General features: G+C 65.1%; 20 protein-coding genes. 11 read left to right on the forward strand and 9 right to left on the reverse strand.

From position 1 onward, the window contains the following. Window positions 1–10: 10 nt before the first annotated feature. The 4 genes from LDZ24_RS05080 to wrbA form a co-directional block, all read right to left on the reverse strand. The gene (locus tag LDZ24_RS05080; protein ID WP_248321951.1) at window positions 11–814 is read right to left on the reverse strand and encodes a metallophosphoesterase; all 804 of its coding nucleotides are present in this window, start codon (window positions 812–814) and stop codon (window positions 11–13) included. Continuing rightward, on the reverse strand, window positions 811–2,268 hold the full coding sequence (locus LDZ24_RS05085) for an FAD-binding oxidoreductase (RefSeq protein ID WP_248321953.1): 1,458 nt from the start codon (window positions 2,266–2,268) through the stop codon (window positions 811–813). Before LDZ24_RS05085 ends, LDZ24_RS05080 begins: the two co-directional genes overlap by 4 nt. Window positions 2,269–2,426: 158 nt before the next feature. After that, the gene (locus LDZ24_RS05090; protein WP_248321954.1) at window positions 2,427–2,819 is read right to left on the reverse strand and encodes a DUF2069 domain-containing protein; all 393 of its coding nucleotides are present in this window, start codon (window positions 2,817–2,819) and stop codon (window positions 2,427–2,429) included. A 7-nt stretch (window positions 2,820–2,826) separates the two neighbouring features. Beyond that, window positions 2,827–3,444 (reverse strand): NAD(P)H:quinone oxidoreductase, encoded by a 618-nt coding sequence (gene wrbA, locus LDZ24_RS05095; protein ID WP_175940060.1) that lies wholly within the window; start codon window positions 3,442–3,444, stop codon window positions 2,827–2,829. A gap of 115 nt (window positions 3,445–3,559) precedes the next feature. Between wrbA and LDZ24_RS05100 the strand changes: the two genes are divergently transcribed. Next, window positions 3,560–4,867, forward strand: a complete 1,308-nt coding sequence (locus tag LDZ24_RS05100) for a YihY family inner membrane protein (RefSeq protein ID WP_371747394.1) — start codon at window positions 3,560–3,562, stop codon at window positions 4,865–4,867. A gap of 6 nt (window positions 4,868–4,873) precedes the next feature. Here the strand turns inward: LDZ24_RS05100 and LDZ24_RS05105 are convergent, their stop codons facing one another. The 3 genes from LDZ24_RS05105 to LDZ24_RS05115 all read right to left on the reverse strand — a co-directional run bounded on the left by LDZ24_RS05105 (window position 4,874) and on the right by LDZ24_RS05115 (window position 7,452). Then, a complete protein-coding gene (locus LDZ24_RS05105) occupies window positions 4,874–5,194 on the reverse strand; it encodes an Mpo1-like protein (RefSeq protein WP_175940062.1) in 321 nt (106 codons plus the stop codon). Window positions 5,195–5,290: 96 nt separating this feature from the next. Continuing rightward, window positions 5,291–6,121, reverse strand: a complete 831-nt coding sequence (locus LDZ24_RS05110; RefSeq protein ID WP_248321956.1) for an alpha/beta fold hydrolase — start codon at window positions 6,119–6,121, stop codon at window positions 5,291–5,293. Further along, complete coding sequence (locus tag LDZ24_RS05115) at window positions 6,118–7,452, reverse strand: O-acetylhomoserine aminocarboxypropyltransferase (RefSeq protein ID WP_248321958.1); 1,335 nt, start codon at window positions 7,450–7,452, stop codon at window positions 6,118–6,120. Before LDZ24_RS05115 ends, LDZ24_RS05110 begins: the two co-directional genes overlap by 4 nt. A 230-nt stretch (window positions 7,453–7,682) precedes the next feature. Between LDZ24_RS05115 and LDZ24_RS05120 the strand changes: the two genes are divergently transcribed. The 3 genes from LDZ24_RS05120 to aroC all read left to right on the forward strand — a co-directional run bounded on the left by LDZ24_RS05120 (window position 7,683) and on the right by aroC (window position 11,431). Next, window positions 7,683–8,150, forward strand: a complete 468-nt coding sequence (locus LDZ24_RS05120; protein WP_175940065.1) for a CBS domain-containing protein — start codon at window positions 7,683–7,685, stop codon at window positions 8,148–8,150. Between the two features lie 155 nt (window positions 8,151–8,305). After that, a complete protein-coding gene (locus LDZ24_RS05125) occupies window positions 8,306–10,258 on the forward strand; it encodes an MFS transporter (protein ID WP_248321959.1) in 1,953 nt (650 codons plus the stop codon). A gap of 66 nt (window positions 10,259–10,324) precedes the next feature. Then, on the forward strand, window positions 10,325–11,431 hold the full coding sequence (gene aroC, locus LDZ24_RS05130; RefSeq protein WP_248321961.1) for a chorismate synthase: 1,107 nt from the start codon (window positions 10,325–10,327) through the stop codon (window positions 11,429–11,431). Window positions 11,432–11,474: 43 nt separating this feature from the next. On the opposite strand, the gene LDZ24_RS05135 is transcribed toward aroC, so the two are convergent. Further along, window positions 11,475–13,148, reverse strand: a complete 1,674-nt coding sequence (locus LDZ24_RS05135; RefSeq protein WP_248321963.1) for an electron transfer flavoprotein-ubiquinone oxidoreductase — start codon at window positions 13,146–13,148, stop codon at window positions 11,475–11,477. A gap of 213 nt (window positions 13,149–13,361) precedes the next feature. Between LDZ24_RS05135 and LDZ24_RS05140 the strand changes: the two genes are divergently transcribed. Together LDZ24_RS05140 and LDZ24_RS05145 are read left to right on the forward strand one after the other, a co-directional pair. Next, window positions 13,362–14,135 (forward strand): SDR family oxidoreductase, encoded by a 774-nt coding sequence (locus LDZ24_RS05140; protein ID WP_244848441.1) that lies wholly within the window; start codon window positions 13,362–13,364, stop codon window positions 14,133–14,135. A gap of 55 nt (window positions 14,136–14,190) precedes the next feature. Next, entirely contained in the window at window positions 14,191–14,661 is a 471-nt protein-coding gene (locus LDZ24_RS05145) for a thioesterase family protein (protein ID WP_248321965.1), read from the forward strand. Between the two features lie 10 nt (window positions 14,662–14,671). On the opposite strand, the gene LDZ24_RS05150 is transcribed toward LDZ24_RS05145, so the two are convergent. Next, window positions 14,672–15,217 (reverse strand): LuxR C-terminal-related transcriptional regulator, encoded by a 546-nt coding sequence (locus tag LDZ24_RS05150; protein WP_175940071.1) that lies wholly within the window; start codon window positions 15,215–15,217, stop codon window positions 14,672–14,674. Window positions 15,218–15,404: 187 nt separating this feature from the next. Here LDZ24_RS05150 and LDZ24_RS05155 point away from each other — a divergent pair, with 187 nt between their 5' ends. The 5 genes from LDZ24_RS05155 (at window position 15,405) to LDZ24_RS05175 (ending at window position 20,502) form a co-directional block, all read left to right on the forward strand. Then, window positions 15,405–16,109 (forward strand): CoA transferase subunit A, encoded by a 705-nt coding sequence (locus LDZ24_RS05155; RefSeq protein WP_206467987.1) that lies wholly within the window; start codon window positions 15,405–15,407, stop codon window positions 16,107–16,109. A 2-nt stretch (window positions 16,110–16,111) separates the two neighbouring features. Next, a complete protein-coding gene (locus tag LDZ24_RS05160) occupies window positions 16,112–16,753 on the forward strand; it encodes a CoA transferase subunit B (RefSeq protein ID WP_248321967.1) in 642 nt (213 codons plus the stop codon). Between the two features lie 154 nt (window positions 16,754–16,907). Further along, window positions 16,908–17,828, forward strand: a complete 921-nt coding sequence (locus tag LDZ24_RS05165) for an alpha/beta fold hydrolase (protein WP_248321969.1) — start codon at window positions 16,908–16,910, stop codon at window positions 17,826–17,828. A gap of 62 nt (window positions 17,829–17,890) precedes the next feature. Then, on the forward strand, window positions 17,891–18,244 hold the full coding sequence (locus LDZ24_RS05170) for a RidA family protein (protein WP_175940075.1): 354 nt from the start codon (window positions 17,891–17,893) through the stop codon (window positions 18,242–18,244). Window positions 18,245–18,279: 35 nt separating this feature from the next. After that, the gene (locus LDZ24_RS05175) at window positions 18,280–20,502 is read left to right on the forward strand and encodes a bifunctional (p)ppGpp synthetase/guanosine-3',5'-bis(diphosphate) 3'-pyrophosphohydrolase (RefSeq protein ID WP_248321971.1); all 2,223 of its coding nucleotides are present in this window, start codon (window positions 18,280–18,282) and stop codon (window positions 20,500–20,502) included. The last annotated feature ends 57 nt before the right edge of the window (window positions 20,503–20,559 follow it).

A 20,559-nucleotide genomic window follows, 5' to 3' on the forward strand; every position in this document is an offset into this window, starting at 1 on the left:
CACTTCGGCGTCAGATTTCGACGACCTTGTCCCAGGCGAATTCCGGGTTCTCCCAGCGCTGCGTGCGCTTGTCGAAGTAGCCGCGCGGATTGCACACGACGCGCGTGCCGTTCACGGTGTAGTCGAACGCCGTATGCGTGTGGCCGTGAATCCAGAGCGCGACCGGCTCTCGGGCGAGCGCCGGCAAGTGATTGATGAAGCCCGCCGACACGATGTCCTCTGCATAACGCGGCGCGAGGCTTTCGCGCAGCGGCGCGTGGTGCGTGACCACGATGGTCTGCCCCGCGAACGGCTTCGCCAGCTCGCTTTCGAGCCACGCGCGCGCCTGCACGTGGAGCGCGAGCGAATCGTCCGGCGTGAAGGCGCGCGGTTCGCCGTCGGGTTCGGGCCAGGCGAGCTGAATCAATCCGCGATAGTCCAGCATCACCTTCGCGCACGCTTCCTTTGCTTTCTCAATTTCGTTCTCGCCCGCGCCGAACAAGGCGAAGTCGGTCCAGAGCGTCGTGCCGAGCACGCGCCAGGCGCCTTTGCGGTCGACGAGCGCGGCGTTGTTCAGATAGTGCACGTTGTCGACACTGCGCGCGGCGTCGTGCATCGCGGCTTCCATCGCGCCGAATTCGCCGTCGTAATACTCGTGATTGCCGGGCACATAGACGATGGGCACGCCGCTGTCGAAGTTCTCCGCTGCCCAGCGCAAGCCTTCCGCGTGGTTGTGAATGTCGCCCGCGAGCACGACGAGATCGGCGTCAGCATAGGGAATGGCGAGCGGCTCGTCGCATTCCAGATGCAGGTCCGACAGCACACGAATCTTCATGCGGTCTTCTCCTTGCCGGCTTCGGCGTTCCAGCGCACGACCTTGCCGGGGTTCATCAGATTCTCGGGGTCGAGCGCGGCCTTGATGGTTTGCATCAGCCGCACTTCGACCGGCGATTTCAGGCGCATGGCTTCGTCGACCTTCAGTTGTCCGAGCCCGTGCTCCGCGCTGACGCTCCCGCGATGCTTGTGCACCTGCTCGTACACGAGCGCGTTGATCGGCGTCTGATACTCGACGAGGAACGCCTTCTGATCGACGCCTTCCGGCGCCTGAACGTTGTAGTGCAGGTTGCCGTCGCCGAGATGCCCGAACGTGACCATGCGCGCGCCCGGCACGGCGTTCGCGATGATCGCATCCGTTTCGTCGATAAAGCGGCCGATGCTCGAAATGGGCACGGCGATGTCGTGCTTGATGTTGAGCCCTTCCTGCGCCTGCGCGAGCGGAATGTGCTCGCGCAAGTCCCAGAACGCCTGCGACTGCGCGAGGTTCTCGGCCACCACCGCGTCTTCGACGATGCCTTCTTCGATGGCTTGCTCCATCAGGCGTTCGAACAGCGCGCGGGCGTGTTCGTCGCTTTCGCTATCGGATAACTCCAGGAGCACGGTCTGCCCGTGCGGCTCGCCGAACGGGTAGCGCAGTTGCGGGAAATGGCGTCCGACGAGGCGCATCGAGAAGTCGGACATCAGTTCGAAGCCGGTCAAAAGCGGGCCGGCGTGCTGCTGCGCCATGGCGAGAAAGTCGAGCGCGGCATGCGGCGACGCCAGCCCGGCCAGCGCCGTGACCTTGGCGACCGGCGCGGGATGCAGCTTCATCACGGCCGCCGTGATGATGCCGAGCGTGCCTTCCGCGCCGATGAAGAGATCGCGCAGATCGTAGCCGGTGTTGTCCTTGCGCAGTCCGCGCAGGCCGTCCCAGATTTCGCCTTGCGGCGTCACCACTTCCAGACCGAGGCACAACTCGCGCGTGTTGCCGTAGCGCAGCACGCCGGTGCCGCCCGCGTTCGTCGACAGATTGCCGCCGATCGTGCAACTGCCTTCCGCCGCGAGGCTCAGCGGGAAGAGACGCTGCGCGCTTTCGGCGCGCGCTTGAATCTCGGCGAGCACGACGCCCGCTTCGACGGTGATCGTATTGTTATGCGGGTCCACGCCGCGAATGCGGTTCAGCCGCTTCAGGCTAATGATGGCTTGCGCGCCGCTTGCATCCGGCGTCGCGCCGCCCGCGAGCCCGGTGTTGCCGCCTTGCGGCACGATCGCCACGCGATGCTGACGCGCGAGCCGCACGATGCCGGCGACCTGTTCGGTGTCGGCGGGCAGCAGCACGGCGCAGGCGTTGCCGCGATAGCGCTTGCGCCAGTCCACGCGATACGGCTCGGTGTCGTGGTCATCGGTGAGGACGTGCGACGCGCCGAGCAGTTGAACGCAGGCGTCGATGAAAGTTGCGGCAGAAGCGGTCATGGGCGAAGGGAAGTGCTGAGATTAAGCGACAGTATCGCGCAGGCGGGCGATCCGCGAAGCATCGGCCGAATGGCATAGGCACGCGCGTCGGATGCGCTTTCGGCCGTATTTCGTGCTACAAAGCTTCTCAGCGCAAGCACGAAGCGGCACGACAGCGGTCATTCCTGGCGCTTCCTCGCACGCGCGGCGCGCTTGAAGGGCGCGACATAGGCGATCGCGCAGACGAAAAACGCGAGCGCAAGCAACGCTTCGAGCCACGCGAGCCGCGCCGACAAGCCTGCTTCGCTCATGCCGCGCACGATGCCTTCGGCGAGATACAGCAGCACGAGCATGCATGACCATTGCAGCGTGTAGACGTTGCGTTTCGCGACGCCCGGCAGCGCGCACGCGAGCGGCAGCGCCTTCAACGCGAGCACCCACGCGCCGGGGCGCAGCGGGGCGAGCCACAACTCCCAGAGCAGCGTGAGCGCGATGAGCGCGGCGAGGCTCGCGGTGGCGCCGAGCGCGAACGCGCCGTGGTTTCGGGTTTCGTCGACGGAAGGCGCGCGCATGGCCGGCTCAGTTCGCCTGCGCGCCGCGCACGAGGTCGCGCGCCGTGCGGGCAAGGCGCGCGCCGAGCGCGACGGCGAGCGCTTTCTCGTCGGCGGAGATGCCTTGCCGGCCGGCCTCGTCGCCGGTGCGCGCGTGATGCGATGCGCCGTACGGCGTGCCGCCGGTTTGCGTCGTCGTCAGCCGGGACTCGGTGTACGGAATGCCGACGATCATCATGCCGTGGTGCAAGAGCGGCAGCATCATCGAAAGCAGAGTGGTTTCCTGGCCGCCGTGGAGACTGCCGGTCGATGTGAAGACGCTCGCGGGCTTGCCGGCGAGCGCGCCGGAAAGCCATTGCGGCGTGGTGCCGTCGAGGAAGTATTTGAGCGGCGCGGCCATGTTGCCGAAGCGCGTCGGCGAGCCGAGCGCGAGGCCCGCGCATTCTTCGAGGTCGCGCAACTCCGCGTACGGCGGGCCGTCTGCCGGAATGTCGGGTTGCGTCGCTTCGCAGACGGTGGAAACGGGCGGCACCGTACGCACGCGGGCTTGCATGCCGGGAACGCTGTCGACGCCCTGCGCGATCGCGAGCGCAAGCTCGCGCGTCGCGCCGTGGCGGCTGTAGTAAAGCACGAGGATGTCGTTCATATGAGCTTTTTGGTGAACGGCTATTATAGGGATTGGGTCGGCGCGCGTGGGCGAGGCGGGCAGGGGCCGGCTTCGCGGGGCAAGGCGACCCGTTTCGATGCATAGGAGAAAACGTTTGCAGCGTCCTTCAATCGATCTCGCAGCAGTGAAGCGCCTCGCCGGTTTCGTCGCGCGGCGCATCGGCGAGGATCGCGTCGCGCAAGTGGCGGGCAGTCTTACGTTTACCAGCGTGCTGTCGCTCGTGCCGCTCGCCACTGTCGCTTTCGCTTTGTTTACGGCGTTCCCGATCTTCGGGTCGTTCCAGGCTTCGTTGCAGGATTTCCTCGCGGATCACCTGATGCCCGCGCAGATCAACAGCCAGATTCTCGGGTACCTGAACGAATTCGCGTCGAAGGCCAAAGGGCTCACGACGGTCGGGATGATCATCCTGCTGGTCACGTCCGTGATGACCATGATGACCGTCGAATCGGCATTCAACGTCATCTGGCGCGTGAAGAAGGCGCGTCCGCTCGCGCAGCGCGTCCTGGTCTACTGGTCGATCATCACGCTCGGCCCGATTCTCTTCGGCTGCAGCCTGTCGATTTCGTCTTACGTCTTCGCGCATTCGGTCGCGTACGCGGGCTCGCACAACCTGATGCCGCCCGTCGTCGAATGGCTGCTCACCGGCGTTTCATTGCCGCTCACGGTGTTCGGCTTCACGATCACCTACGTCTACATGCCGAACTGCAAGGTCGAGTGGCGCGATGCGGTCGTGGGCGGGCTGATCGCCGCGGTCGCGTTCGAAATCGGCAAGCGCGGCTTCGGGCTCTACGTGCGCAGCATCCCGACTTATACCGCCGTGTATGGCGCGTTCGCGTCGCTACCCGTGTTTCTGCTGTGGGTGTATCTCTGCTGGATGATCGCGCTCGTCGGCGCGATGCTGACCTCGGCGCTGCCCGCTATCCGCATCGGGCAGTATCACCGGCGCGCGTTTCCGGGCAGCGATCTGCTGGACGCGCTCGAAATTCTCGCCCGGCTCGTCGAGGCCCGCGAGGAGGGCAAGCCCGGCTATACCGCGCTCGAATTGTCGAAGATGGTGCGCAGCGACCTCGATACGTCCACGCGCATCATCGCGCGGCTCGACACGCTCGGCTGGATCGGCAGGCTGGAGGACGCGCGCATGCCGCGCTACGTGATGATCGCGAATCCGAACCAGATCACGCTCACCATGCTGTTTCAGGAATTCGTCGTCGACCGCGAAGAACTGGACTACCAGTTGCGACTGGATGCCACACAGATCGAGCGCGATGCGCTCATCAACGCGCTGGAGAACGAGAAACTCGAGGCGACGCTGGGCTCGCTGATCGCGGCGCGCGCGAAGGAACTGCCGAATGCGCCCGTGCGCGAGACGCCGCGTTCGCCGATGCCGCAACAAACGGCATAACGCGGCTCAAAGCGAGATGCGGCCGATGCAGATGTCCTTGAACATGACCCAGTCGCCCATCAGGCTGTAGAGCGGATGGCGAAAGGTGGCCGGACGGTTCTTTTCGAAGAAGAAGTGTCCGATCCACGCGAAGCCGTAGCCGCAGACGACGGCCGCCGGAAGCCAGAGCCAGTCGCCGGTGGCGAGCGCCATCGCCAGGCATCCGATCACGCCCAGCGAGCCGATGAAATGCAGCCTGCGCGAGATCAGGTTGCGGTGCTCTTCGAGGTAATACGGATAGAACTCGGCGAAGCTCGCGAAGTGCTCTCCGTGTGCCGTGTGCGCCATGATGGCCTCCGTGTCGACGAGCCGCTACCGGGCGGGTATCTGATTCATCAGCAAGATTCATTCTGCGACCGGCGGCCCGGACGCGCAAGCCGCGCTTCACTGGCCTTCGGCACACTCCAGCGCGAACGCGAACAGGGCATCCAGAACGGCGTCCGGCTGTTCCGACATCAGCGCATGGCCGGCCTCCAGTTCGACCGTGCGCACGCGCGCGCCTGTTTTCCGGAATACATCGACGAGCGCGCGGGCGGCGCGCGGCGGTGTCATCACATCGCGCTTGCCGTAAAGCACTGTGACGGGACAGCGCACGGACGCGGCCCGGTCGAGCGCCTCCGTGTAACCGTTGCAGGCGCTGAAGTCCGTGTGGAAAAGCTGCGCCTCGCCCAATGCGCTCACGCGCTCCATCAGCCGCTGATTCATGCCTTGCAGCCAGAAGCCGGGCGCGGGACTGGAAGGCTTCGCTGCAATCGTCGAATGCGACCACTGATTCACCATGCCGATCGCCTGCGGCTCGCGCTCGCGGGCGGCGTCGAGCAAGGCGTCGGAGACGGTCATCGGGGCGGCGGTTGCGATCAACGCGAGGCCGGCGGCGCGGTCGGGATAGCGCGCGGCGGCGTCGAGCGCGATCAGCGAGCCCATGCTGTGGCCGACGAGGATGGCCCGGCCCACGCCGGCGGCGTCGAGCACGCCGATGACCCAGTCCGCGAGCCCGGCGATGTCGTGCCGCGCGGGACCGTCGCTGCGGCCGTGGCCGGGCAGGTCGAGCGCCAGCACGCCGAAGCCGTGATGGGCGAAGTAGCGCGTCTGCAGCGCCCAGACGCTATGGTCGTGCTGCGCGCCGTGAATAAAGACGACGGCGGGGCGCGCCGCGTCGAAAGGCTTGCCGCCGGTGTAGGCGTAGGCGCGGCGGCCGTCGAGTTCGAGCATCATGCGCGGCTCCCGAGCGGCGTCGCGTTTGGCTGATCGCCACTTTCGGCGGCCTTTTGCGCAGCCTTCAGCCCGCGTTTCAAATCGTCGATCAGATCGTCAGGATCTTCCAGCCCGATCGAAAGGCGAATCCGTCCCGGCCCGATGCCCGCGGCGACGAGCGCGGCGGCGTCCATGCGGAAATGCGTCGTGGAGGCGGGATGAATGACGAGCGAGCGCGCGTCGCCGACATTCGCCAGATGCGAGAAGAGCGACAGCGATTCGATGAACGCGCGCGCTGCCGGCACGCCGCCGCGCACATCGAAGCTGAAGACGGCGCCCGCGCCGCGCGGCAGCAGACGCCTGGCAAGGGCATGATCGCGATGCGTCGGCAGTTCGGGATAGGCCACGCCTTCGACCGCGGGCGAACTCAGCAGGAATTCGATCACCTTGCGCGTATTCGCGACATGCCGGTCCATGCGCAACGGCAAGGTTTCGATGCCTTGAAGCAGTTGCCACGCGGCCTGCGGATGCAGACACGCGCCGAAGTCGCGCAAGCCCTCGCGGCGGGCGCGCAGCAGGAACGGCGCGACCGTGCTTTCCTCGGCGAAGACCATGCCGTGAAAGCCTTCGTAAGGCTCGGTGAATTCGGGGAAACGGTCGCTCGCGGCGAAGTCGAACGTGCCGCCATCCACCAGCACGCCGCCGATGGTGGTGCCGTGGCCGCCGAGAAACTTCGTCGCGGAGTGATAGACGAGATCCGCCCCGTGCTCGAACGGGCGCAGCAGGTAGGGCGTCGTGAAGGTCGAATCGACGAGCAGCGGCGCGCCGTGCGCGTGCGCGATTTCCGCGACGCCGGCGATATCGAGCACGTCCAGCCCCGGATTGCCGAGCGTCTCGCCGAAGAACAGGCGCGTGTTCGGCCGGGCGGCGGCGCGCCACGCGTCGAGATCGTGCGGCGGCACGAACGTGGTTTCGATGCCGAAGCGCCGCAGCGTGTAGTGCAGCAGATTGTGCGAGCCGCCGTACAGCGCGGCGGACGCGACGATATGCGAGCCCGCGCCCATCAGCGTGGCGATCGCCAGATGCAACGCCGCCTGACCGCTCGCCGTGCCGATGGCGCCGACGCCGTTTTCCAGCGCCGCGACGCGCTCCTCGAAAACCGCGACCGTCGGATTCGAGATGCGCGAATAGACGTGCCCCGAGCGTTCCATGTTGAAGAGCGCGGCGGCGTGGTCGGTGTCGCGAAACGAGAACGACGTGGTCTGATAGATGGGCGTCGCGCGCGCGCCGGTGGCGGGATCGGGCGCGGCGCCCGCGTGCAGCGCGAGCGTATCGAAGCGGTTGGCGGGCATCGTCGGCGGCCGGCGCGGCGTGCGTCCGGCGAAAATGTCGGTCGGCCATCCTATCATCGCGGCGGCGCGCGCAAACCTAGGGCGAACGCCTGCCGCCGGGCCGCGAAGCCTTATCCGAAAGGCTAACGCGGGCGCCGTTCGCTTTCCTTTTGCGGGCCTTTCCGATAGCATCGACCCATGGTTTCACAAACGCTTAGGCATCTGAACAGGCATTTCGCAAGGAGAAAGTCATGCGAGTCAGCGACATTCTGAAGGTGAAGGGCAACGCGCTATTCACCGTTACGCCCGATACGCCGCTCTCCGACGCGATCAACGTCATGGCGGCGCACGACATCGGCTCGCTGGTCGTCATGGAATACGGCGATCTGGTCGGCATGCTGACTTTCCGCGAAATCATTCTGACGCTGCGCGAGAACGGCGGCGGCGTCGGCACCACGACCATCCGCAAGGTCATGGACGATCACCCGCTCACCTGCACGCCCGAAACCGACGTGAACGAAATCCGCCGCATGATGCTGGAGCATCACGTGCGCTATCTGCCGGTCATGGAGAATCGCGCGCTGATGGGCGTGATCTCGTTCTACGACGTGGCGAAGGCCGTCGTCGAGGAGCAGGGTTTCGAGAATCGCATGTTGAAGGCGTATATCCGCGACTGGCCGGAAGAGCAGGGCCAGCAGGAGCAGCAGAACGTTCGCTGAAGTCAGGGCAACATGCCGCGCGCGTCGTCGTCGCGCGGCTGCCTGCACTGACCGAATTCCAGATACGAAGTAGCCGGAACATCGCAGCGCGCCGAAGGGCGCGTTTTTTTTCGCCCGGCGTTTGAGCACATAAAGACACAATCTGACCGATAACCATGAGTGACAACCCGTTGAACGCACAGAACGACGCGGGCCCGCGTGCTTCCCGCAAGTCGCCCGCCGCAGGCGAGAGTCAGTTTCGTCTGCTGCGCGAGCGCCGCTTCGCACCGTTCTTCTGGACGCAGTTTCTCGGGGCCATGAACGATAACGTCTTCAAGGTCGGCTTCACGTCGCTCGTGACGTTTCAGGCGGCGCGCTTCTCCGGCGTGGATCCGAAGACCGCGGCGTTCCTGATCTCCGCCATCTTCATCGTGCCGTTCGTGCTGTTTTCGGCGACTTCCGGACAGATTGCCGACAAGTACGACAAGGCCGTGCTCGCGCGACTCGTAAAGAGCTTCGAGATCGTGGTGATGCTGATCGGCGGCGCGGGATTCCTGCTGCACAGCGCGCCGCTGCTGTACGTCTGCACCTTCCTGATGGGCGTGCATTCGACCGTCTTCGGTCCCGTAAAGTACGCTTATCTGCCGCAGCATCTGAAAGGCACGGAACTCGTCGGCGGCAACGGCCTCGTCGAAATGGGCACGTTCGTCGCCATTCTCATCGGCACGATCATCGGCGGGGCGGCGGCGGGCGCGGCCGAGCACGGCGCGCTGTTGCTCGCGGCGGCGTGCCTCGCGTTGGCGATCGTCGGGCGCGTCGTGTCGGGCTTCGTGCCGAAGTCGGACCCGTCTCAGCGCGACTTGCGCATCAACTGGAATCCGGTGTCCGAGACCTGGCGCAATCTGAAACTCGCGCGGTCGGACCGAACCGTGTTTCTGAGTCTGCTCGGCATTTCGTGGCTGTGGTTCGTCGGCGCGACGTTTCTCACGTCCTTCTTCAATTTCGCCAAAGACGTGCTGTCCGCGAATCCCGATGTCGTGACCATCCTGCTCGCGACGTTCTCGCTCGGCATCGGCACCGGGTCGCTGCTGTGCGAGCGGCTCTCGAAACACCGCGTCGAAATCGGGCTGGTGCCGCTCGGGTCCATCGGCATCAGCGTGTTTGCGATCGACCTGTTCTTCGCGAGTCACCGCATCGCGCCCGCGTCGCATCTGCTGAACGTCAGCGAATTTCTGCTCGCGTCGCGGCACTGGCGCATTCTCGCGGACCTGTTTCTCCTCGCGATGTTCGGCGGCTTCTACAGCGTGCCGCTCTATGCGCTCATTCAGGCGCGCAGCCAGCCGACGCACCGCGCGCGCATCATCGCCGCGAACAACATTCTCAATTCGTTCTTCATAATCGTCTCGGCGCTCATGGCGCTCGCGCTGACGTCGATGGGCGTGGGCATTCCCGGTCTCTTTCTCGTGACGGCGCTGCTGAACGTGCTCGTAGCCGTGTATATCTACTCGCTCGTGCCCGAGTTTCTGCTGCGATTCATCGCGTGGATGCTCGTGCACACGTTCTATCGCATTCGCCTGGTCGATGCCGCGCGCATTCCGTCGCACGGCGCGGCGGTGCTCGTGTGCAATCACGTGAGTTACGTGGATGCGGTCGTCATCATGGCCGAGAGTCCGCGGCCGATCCGCTTCGTGATGGATCACCGCATCTTTCGCACGCCGTTCGTCGGCTGGCTGTTCCGTCATGTGAAGGCGATCCCGATTGCGCCCGCGCACGAAGACGCGGAACTGCTCGAACGCGCGTATCGGACATGCCAGCGCGCGCTCGAAGACGGCGATCTGATCTGCATCTTCCCCGAGGGGAAACTGACGCGAACCGGGGAAATGAACCCGTTCAGGCACGGTATCTCGGAGATTCTGCGGCGGCATCCGGCGCCCGTCGTGCCGATGGCGCTGCGCGGACTGTGGGGCAGCGTCTTCTCGCGCGACCAGAACGCGCAGTGGCCGCGTCCGATTCGGCGGGGCGTGATGACGCGTCTGACATTGGCGGTCGGCGAGCCCATCGCGCCGGAAGACGCGACGCCGCAGCACTTGCAGGACCGCGTGACGGCGCTGCGCGGCGCGCGGCGATAGCGGTGGACGCTGGACGGCGCTGGCATAATAGCGGTCTTCCCCGACACTTCTCTCAGGTCGACGCTCATGTCCGGCAACACCCTTGGCACGCTCTTCACCGTCACGAATTTTGGCGAATCGCATGGACCGGCGATCGGCTGCGTGATCGACGGCTGCCCGCCGGGCATGGCGCTCACCGAAGCCGACATTCAAGTGGAACTGGATCGGCGCCGTCCGGGCACGTCGCGTCACGTGACGCAGCGGCAGGAAGCCGATCAGGTCGAAATTCTGTCGGGCGTATTCGAAGGCGTCACCACCGGCACGCCCATCGCGCTCTTGATCCGCAACACGGATCAGCGCAGCAAGGACTACGGCAACATCGCGGAGACGTTCCGTCCGGGTCATGCCGACTACACCTACTGGCAAAAGTACGGCGTGCGCGACTATCGCGGCGGCGGGCGATCGTCCGCGCGCCTGACTGCGCCTACGGTCGCGGCGGGGGCGGTCGCGAAGAAGTGGCTGCGCGAGAAGTTCGGCATCGAGACGCGCGGATACATGAGCGCGCTCGGCGAGATTCCGATTCCGTTCGTCGACTGGAAGCACGTGCGCGAGAATCCGTTCTTCGCGCCGAACGCGGATGTCGTGCCGCAGCTCGAAGCGTACATGGACGCACTGCGCCGCGATGGCGATTCGGTCGGCGCGCGCATCGAAGTGGTGGCGAGCGGCGTGCCGGTCGGACTCGGTGAACCGCTATACGACCGGCTGGACGCCGACATCGCCCACGCGATGATGGGCATCAATGCCGTGAAGGGCGTGGAGATCGGCGCGGGATTCGCCAGCGTCGCGCAACGCGGCTCTCAGCACGGCGACGAGATGACGCCCGAAGGCTTCGCCACCAATCACGCGGGCGGCATTCTCGGTGGCATTTCGAGCGGGCAGGACATTACCGTGTCCATCGCGATCAAGCCGACGTCGAGCATTCGCACGCCGCGTCAGTCCGTCGACAAGACGGGCGCGCCGGCTACCGTCGAGACGTTCGGGCGCCACGATCCGTGCGTCGGCATCCGTGCGACGCCCATCGCGGAGGCGCTGCTCGCTTTGGTGCTGATGGACCACGCGCTGCGGCACCGCGCGCAATGCGGCGATGTGACCGTCGCGACCCCGAAGATTCCCGCGCACGTACCGGGCAAGTAACGCGGCATCAAAAGAAACGCCGGTCGTGGGACCGGCGCTCTCGTCACATGTTCGGATAGTTCGGCCCGCCGCCGCCCTCCGGCGTCACCCAGACGATATTCTGCGTCGGGTCCTTGATATCGCATGTCTTGCAGTGAACGCAGTTCTGCGCGTTGATCTGCAGGCGATCGCTGCCGTCTTCCGATTTCACGAATTCGTAGACCGCGGCGGGGCAGTAGCGGCCTTCGGGACCCGCATACGTCCGCAGATTCACGTTGACCGGCACGCTCGGATCTTTCAGCGTCAGATGCGCCGGCTGATTCTCTTCGTGATTCGTGTTCGAGATGAACACGGACGAGAGGCGATCGAACGTGAGCTTGCCGTCAGGCTTCGGATACACGATCGGCTTGCACTGCGACGCCGGCTTCAGCATCTCATGATCCCAATGCTGATGATGCAGCGTCCACGGCACGTTGCCGCCCATCACCTTCTGCTCCAACCCGACCATGAACGAACCGAGGTAAAGGCCCTTGCTCATCCACTGCTTGAAGTTGCGCGCCCGGTAGAGCTCGGTCTTGAGCCACGAGTTTTCGAATGCTTCCGGGTAAGCCGTCAGTTCGTCGGCCTGACGTCCGTCCTGCACGGCGTCGAACGCGGCTTCGGCAGCCATCTTGCCGGTCTTGATTGCCGCGTGGCTGCCCTTGATGCGCGACGCGTTCAGGAAACCGGCGTCGTCGCCAGCGAGCGCGCCGCCCGGGAACGTGAGCTTCGGCAGCGACATCAGACCGCCCGCGGTGATCGCGCGCGCGCCGTAGGACAGGCGCTTGCCGCCTTCCAGAAACCCGCGGATCGACGGATGCGTCTTGTAACGCTGGAATTCCTCGAACGGCGACAGGTACGGATTCGAATACCCGAGCCCGACCACGAAGCCGACCACGACCTGATTGTTGTCCATGTGATAGAGGAACGACCCGCCGTACGTGTCCGGTTCCAGCGGCCAGCCGGCCGTGTGAATCACGAGCCCCGGCTTGTGCTTGACCGGATCGATCTCCCACAATTCCTTGATGCCGATGCCGTATACCTGCGGATCGGCATTCTGATTGAGCTTGAACTTGTCGATGAGCTGGCGCCCGAGGTGCCCGCGCGCGCCCTCGCAAAAGAGAGTGTACTTCGCGTGCAGTTCCATGCCGAGCTGGAAGTTGTCGGTCGGTTGGCCGTCTTTGCCGACGCCCATGTTGCCGGTGACGACGCCGCGCACCGAGCCGTCGTCGGCATAGAGCACTTCCGCTGCCGGGAAGCCAGGGAAAATTTCGACGCCGAGCGCTTCGGCCTGCTGCCCGAGCCAGCGCGTGACGTTGCCGAGGCTCACGACGTAGTTGCCGTGATTCTTGAAGTTATCGGGAAGCAGCCAGTTCGGGACCTGCTTCGCGCCGGTCGGCGACAGGAACAGGAACCGGTCTTCGGTCACTTCGACGTCGAGCGGCGCGCCCTGTTCCTTCCAGTCGGGGATGAGTTCCGTGAGGCCGCGCGGGTCCATCACCGCGCCCGAGAGAATGTGCGCGCCGACCTCCGAGCCTTTCTCCAGCACGCAGACGCCGATTTCGACGCCTTTTTCCGCCGCCAGTTGTTTCAGGCGAATTGCAGCCGACAAACCCGCTGGGCCGCCGCCGACGATCACCACGTCGTATTCCATCGATTCGCGGGGACCGTATTGCTCGATAAGGCTCGCCGGGGTCATCAATGTTCCTCTCTACCGTTAGAATGGCCTTCCAAGATCGCGTATTGTCAGCGAACGTCAGGCGGGCTGCAACCGAAGGTGTCTTGATCTGCACGATCGTACTATTTTTTGTGATACCGTGGTATCGGTGTCTACGCCAAGTGGCGCGACCGCGCGCCTCGCGCTGCCCGCGTCCCCCGCAAGGCTGAATCAACCGTACAAGAAGGAAGCACAATGGGCCGTTCGATCAACCTGGAAGGCAAGGTCGCGCTGATTACCGGCGCGTCCAGTGGGCTCGGGAAGCGTTTTGCGCAGGTGCTGTCGCAGGCGGGCGCGAAAGTGGTGCTCGCGAGCCGCCGCGTCGAGCGGCTGAAGGAACTGCGCGCCGAAATCGAGGCGTCCGGCGGCGCCGCGCACGTCGTGTCGCTCGACGTCACGGACTACCTGAGCGTCAAGGCCGCTGTTGCGCACGCCGAGACGGAAGCCGGTACCATCGACATTCTCGTCAATAATTCGGGCGTCTCGACCACGCAAAAGCTGACCGACGTGACGCCGGCGGACTTCGAGTTCGTCTTCGGCACGAATGTGCGCGGCGCGTTCTTCGTCGCGCAGGAAGTGGCCAAGCGCATGATCATGCGCGGCAACGGCGCGGCCAAGCCCGCTTATCGCATCATCAACATCGCCTCCGTGGCGGGGCTGCGCGTGTTCCCGCAAATCGGCCTTTATTCCATGAGCAAGGCCGCCGTCGTGCAGATGACCAAGGCGATGGCCATGGAATGGGGCCGCCACGGCATCAACGTGAACGCGATCTGCCCGGGCTATATCGACACCGAGATCAATCACCACCACTGGAAGACCGAGCAGGGCCAGAAGCTCGTGTCGATGCTGCCGCGCCGGCGCGTCGGCGCGCCCGAAGACCTGGACGGCCTGTTGCTGCTGCTTTCGGCCGACGAATCGCAGTTCATGAACGGCTCGGTCATTTCGGCGGACGACGGTTTTTCACTATGAGCATCGCGCGGGCAAACGCCGCGCGGCGCGCTGTTTTCAGACACTGGAAGGTTGAATGAGCAACACCGATACGCCCACGAACGCGCCCACGAACGCGGACCCCGACTTTCACACGGTCTTCGAAATGTCCATGCCCATCCGCTGGGGCGACATGGACGCCTTCGGGCACGTCAACAACACGGTCTACTTCCGCTACATGGAGCAGGTCCGCATCTCGTGGTTCGAGCAGATCGGCGCGGCGGGCGGCAACGGCGAGGGCCAGGGGCCCGTCATCGTGAATGCGTCGATGGAGTTCCTGAAGCAGCTTCACTATCCCGGCGACGTCATCGCGCGCATGTCGGTCGGCAAGCCGGGACGCAGCAGTTTCGATACGCGCTTCGAGCTGTATCGCGCTGACGCGCCGGGCACGCTGTACGCGCGAGGCGCGGCGAAGGTCGTGTGGGTTGACTACGCGGCGGGGAAGTCGGTGCCGATTCCCGATCTGCTGCGTCAGATGATCGAAACGGCCGCGCCGGTCGCGTCCTGATCGCCCAAGCTCAGTTGCCGAGCAGCCGCTGCAGAAGCTCCGTTGCGTTGCCGGTGTCGTATTTGCGCATGAGCCGCGCACGGTAGATATCCACCGTGCGCGGGCTGATATCGAGCACGCGGCCGATCTGCTTGCTCGTCTTGCCCGTGACGAGTTGCGCGGCGATTTCCCGTTCGCGCGGCGTCAGTTCGATGGCGACGCGCCGCGTCGCGCTCAGGTCCTCGAACGTCCAGACGCCCGCCGCATGCGGCGCGGCGCGGTCGAGCGCGCGGCCGGTCACGTGGCACCAGAAGAGTTCGCCGTTCGCGCGTTTCATGATGCGGTCGTCGCTATACGTGCCGCGGCCGCTGATATGCGCTGCTATGCGCTCGCCGATGCGCGCGAATTCGTCCGGCGTCGGATAGAGCACCTCGAACGAGCAGCCGATGAGCGTCTCGCGGGTCGCGCCGAAAATGGCGCAGACCTCCTCGTTGCAGTCCTCGATGGTGCGCTCTCGCGACAACACGAGCCCGACGGGCGCGAGATGAAACGCGGTTTGATAGTCCAGTTCACGCATGTCGATTCCGGCGCCCGGCCGCGTCGCAAGCAACGACGGGCGCGGGCAATGACTTATGTATTTTTGCGTATTGTGCAGGATGGATCGCGCAGCGTACCCTTTCGGCCAGATGAAAACGCCGCCGCGCGCTGTCCGGCGGCGCTAAAACCGGTTCTTTAGTCGGGTTCAACATGGAAGGGACAAACAGATGAACAAGGTCTATCCCAGCGCGAAAGCGGCGCTCGATGACATCGTCAAGGACGGGCAGACGTTCGCCGTCGGCGGATTCGGCTTGTGCGGCATTCCGGAGGCGCTGATCGCCGCGCTGCGCGATTCGGGCGTGAAGGGCATCACGTGCATCAGCAACAACGCGGGCGTCGACGGCTTCGGCCTCGGCCTCTTGCTGGAGACGCGCCAGATCAAGAAGATGATTTCGTCCTACGTGGGCGAGAACAAGGAATTCGAGCGGCAATATCTGGCCGGCGAACTCGAACTCGAATTCACGCCGCAGGGCACGCTCGCCGAAAAGCTGCGGGCGGGCGGCGCGGGCATTCCGGCGTTCTTCACGAATACCGGCTACGGCACGATCATCGCGGAAGGCAAGGAAACGCGCCAGTTCGGCGAGAATCACTACGTGCTGGAGCATTCGCTGACGGCGGACGTCGGGCTCGTCAAGGCGTGGAAAGCCGACAAGTCGGGCAATCTGATCTATCGCCGCACGGCGCGCAACTTCAACCCGATGTGCGCGATGGCCGGCAAGATCACCGTCGCGGAAGTGGAAGAGATCGTGGAAGTCGGCGAGCTCGATCCGGACGCGATCCACACGCCGGGCATTTTCGTGCAACGGCTCGTCCTGAATGCGCATCCGGAAAAGCGCATCGAACAACGCATCGTCCGCGCGAAAGGAGAATGACCATGGCTTGGACTCGTGACCAGATGGCCGCGCGTGCGGCGAAGGAATTGCAGGACGGCTTCTACGTGAACCTGGGCATCGGCTTGCCGACGCTCGTCGCGAACCACGTCCCGCCGGGCGTCGAAGTGTGGCTGCAATCGGAGAACGGGCTGCTCGGCATCGGGCCGTCGCCGACCGAGGAAGAAGTCGACGCCGATCTCATCAACGCGGGCAAGCAGACGGTGACGACGCTGCCCGGTTCGTCCATCTTTTCGTCGGCGGATTCGTTCGCCATGATCCGCGGCGGCCACATCAACCTCGCGATTCTCGGCGCGATGCAGATCAGCAAGAAGGGCGATCTCGCCAACTGGATGATCCCCGGCAAGATGATCAAGGGCATGGGCGGCGCGATGGACCTCGTCGCGGGCGTGAAGCGCGTCGTCGTGCTGATGGAACATGTGGCGAAGGGCGACCAGCACAAGATTCTCGAAGAATGCACGCTGCCGCTGACGGGCGTGGGCGTCGTGGATCGCATCATCACGGATCTCGGCGTGATCGACGTGACCGATAGCGGGCTGAAGCTGGTCGAACTCGCCGACGGCGTGACCGTCGAAGAGATTCAGCGCAAGACCGGCGCGCCGCTCGACGTCAGCAGCGTGCAGTAAGTTCACAACAGAACGCGGTTCGGAAGCGGGCGGGGCGGAAGGCTTCGCCCGTTTTGCTTTTGGGGCGCGCAAGGCATCGTCCGTTCGGCTAACGACGCTCGGCCGTGCGCCGGACGCTTTAGAATCGATCGGACATCTTCCACGAGGAATCTCCATGAGCGCATCCATCGTCGTCGAAGCTTCGCATTCCACGCTCACCGCGCCGCGCCAGCGTTTCGTGCAGTGCGCGAGTCCGGCGGGGCTGCATCGCATGGCTTACACCGAATGGGGCGATCCCGGCAATCCACGCGTGCTGCTGTGCGTGCATGGCCTGACGCGGTCCGGCCGCGACTTCGACAAGGTCGCGCAGGCGTTCGCGGCGGAGTATCGCGTGGTGTGTCCGGACGTGGTCGGCCGCGGCCTGTCGGACTGGCTCGCCGATTCGCGTTACTACGGTCTCGCGCAGTATGTCGCCGACATGGTCACGCTGATCGCGCGGCTCAATGTGGAAACGGTCGACTGGTTCGGCACGTCGATGGGCGGGCTGATCGGCATGGTGCTCGGCGGATTGAAGAACACGCCGATCCGCAAGCTGCTCCTGAACGATGTCGGGCCGCATATCGAGCCGGTGGCGCTCGAGCGTATCCGCAGCTACCTCGGCAAGCCCGCGCGTTTTGCATCGCTCGATGAAGGCATCCGGCAGGCGGCGGCGCTCGCGGCGTCCTTCGGGCCGCTTACCGACGAGGAGTGGGCGAGCATCAACGCGCCGCTTCTGCACGAGCGCGACGGCGCGTGGACGTTCCGCTACGACCCGGGCATCGCCGCGCCGTTCTCCGAGGCCACGGACGAACAGAACGCCGCAGGCGAAGCGTTTCTCTGGCATTCGTTCGCGTCGATCGCGACGCCGGTGCTCGTCGTGCGCGGCGAAAGCTCGGACCTGCTGTCCCGCGAGACCGTCGCGCAGATGGTCGAGAAAGGGCAGGCGGTATCGAGCGTGGAAGTGCCGAACGCCGGCCATGCGCCCGCGTTTCTCGACAGCGGGCAGATCGCCGTCGCGCGGCGCTTCTTTCTCGAAAACGAGGCCCGCGGGGCATAATATCGGGCTGAGCGCGTGACGCTCTGTCTCGTTTTTGAACTCATCACAGGACTGGATAACCCATGGCAGTTACTCGTCATCACGTCGGCGCGCGCCTTTCCGAGATCGCTATTCATAACGGCACGGTGTATCTCGCAGGCCAGATCGCGGAGGACACCGATCAGGACATCACCGGCCAGACGCGCGAAGTGCTGGGCCACATCGACCGTCTGCTCGAAGAGGCGAACAGCGACAAGTCGCACCTGTTGTCCGTGCAGATCTTCATCTCGGACATGGTGCACTTCGCCGGCATGAACGCCGTGTGGGACGCGTGGGTCGCGCCGGGCCACACGCCGCCGCGCGCCACCGTCGAGGCGAAGCTCGCGAATCCGGCTTGCCTCGTCGAAGTCGTCGTGGTGGCTGCGCAACGTAGCTGAACCGGCGAGCAGCACGACCGTCGTGGCTTTACCGTATGACCGAGAGCACCGTCCCCGCTGACACGCTGCCCGAGCCGTCGTTCGACGACGCGCTCGCGTTCGTGCGCGAGCACGCGAAGGACGCGCGGCTCTCGACGGGCGAATTGCTGGCGGACCACGCCGCAGGCACCGCGCGCATCATGCAGACGCTCAACGTCGACCCGCATGCGGTCGCGGCCGCCGCGTTGTTCGCGCTCGCGCCGCATCTCGACCATCCCGAGACCTTGATCGCCGAACGCTTCGGGCCGGAAGTGCAGCGGCTCGTGAGCGACGTGCGCAAGCTCTTGCGCCTCGGCTCGGTCAGTTCCCGCGCGACGCTCGCCGCGTTGCCCGACAACACGCGCGACGCGCAAGCGGCGCGGCGCGCGCAGGTCGAATCGCTGCGCAAGATGCTGCTCGCGTTCGCGCAGGATATTCGCGTGGTGCTGATCCGGCTCGCTTCACGCCTGCAGACGCTGCGCTACCACGCCGCGAACAAGACCGAGCCGCCGCCCGAGGTGCCGCGCGAGACGCTCGACATCTACGCGCCGCTCGCCAACCGCCTCGGCATCTGGCAACTGAAGTGGGAACTCGAAGACCTGTCGTTTCGCTTCGAAGACCCGGTCACCTACAAGCGCATCGCCAAGTTGCTCGACGAAAAGCGCATCGAGCGCGAATCGTATGTGACTGAGGCGATCGCGCGGCTGCAAAAGGAACTGGACACCGCGCACATCAAGGCCGAAGTGAGCGGCCGGCCGAAGCACATCTACAGCATCTGGAAGAAGATGCGCGGCAAGCATCTCGACTTCTCGGAACTCAACGACGTGCGCGCGTTCCGCGTGATCGTAGGCGATATCAAGGATTGCTACACGGTGCTCGGCATCGTGCATAACCTGTGGCAGCCGGTGCCGCGCGAATTCGACGATTACATCTCGCGGCCGAAGCCGAACGGCTACAAATCGCTGCATACGGTGGTCGTCGGCGACGACGGACGCGCATTCGAAGTGCAGATCCGCACGCACGAGATGCATCAGTTCGCCGAGTACGGCGTGGCCGCGCACTGGCGTTACAAGGAAGCCGGGGCGCGCGGCTACGCGGGCCAGGTCATGGCAAGCGAGAAGTACGACGAAAAGATCGCCTGGCTTCGTCAGCTGCTCGCGTGGAAAGACGACGTGGAGGGCGATCGTCCCGGCTGGCAGCATCTGCGCGACGCCACGCTCGACGACGACCACATCTACGTGCTGACGCCGCAGGCGCGCGTGATCGCGCTGCCGCACGGTTCGACGGCGGTCGATTTCGCGTATCACCTGCACAGCGAGCTCGGGCATCGCTGCCGGGGCGCGCGTGTCGATGGCGCGATGGTGCCGCTCAACACGCCGCTACAGAACGGTCAGACGGTCGAGATCATCGCGGTGAAGGAGGGCGGACCGTCGCGCGACTGGCTCAATCCGCAACTCGGCTATCTGCACAGCCCGCGCGCGCGGCAGAAAGTGCGCGCCTGGTTCAACGCGATCGACGCGGCCGAGAACGTCGCGCAAGGCCGCGCGATCGTCGAAAAGACGTTGCAGCGCGAGGGCAAGACGTCGGTCAATCTGGATCAGCTCGCGGCCAAGCTGGGCTTCAAGGCGCCGGAAGAGCTATACGCGGTCGTCGCCAAGGACGAGTTCAGCCTTCGCAACATCGAGCAGGCGCTCTCGGACGCGCCGCCGCCCGAGCCGGAGCCGGAAGCGCCCGCGCAGTTCGAAAAGCGCAGCAGCGGGCAGAGCGTGGCGCACGGCGCGTCGACGGGCGTGCTGGTCGTCGGCGTCGACGCGTTGCTCACGCAGCTCGCGCGCTGCTGTCGTCCGGCGCCGCCCGATCCGATCGCAGGTTTCGTCACGCGCGGCAAAGGCATGTCGATTCACCGCACCGACTGCGCGACGTTCCAGCGCATGGCGCATCGCTCTCCCGAGCGCGTGCTGCATACCACGTGGTCTGCCGAGGTGATGAACGGCCGTGGATCGTCGGTCTATCCGGTGGATCTCGCGGTGGAGTCGGCGGACCGGCAGGGGCTGCTGCGCGATATCTCTGAAGTGTTCGCGCGGGAGAAGATGAACGTGATCGGCGTCAAGAGCCAGAGCCGGCGGAACATCGCGTTCATGCAGTTCACGGTCGAGGTGTCGAACGCGGCGCAGATCCAACGCGCGTGCACGTTGCTCGGCGAAGTGCCGGGCGTCATCCGCGCGTCGCGGCGCGCCTAGCGGTTCGCCTGGCGTTTCATCGCGCGGAAAGTTGAACGGATCGGCGAATATTTTCGC

Origin of the sequence: Caballeronia sp. Sq4a (assembly GCF_023170545.1) — a bacterium.
GTDB lineage: Bacteria > Pseudomonadota > Gammaproteobacteria > Burkholderiales > Burkholderiaceae > Caballeronia.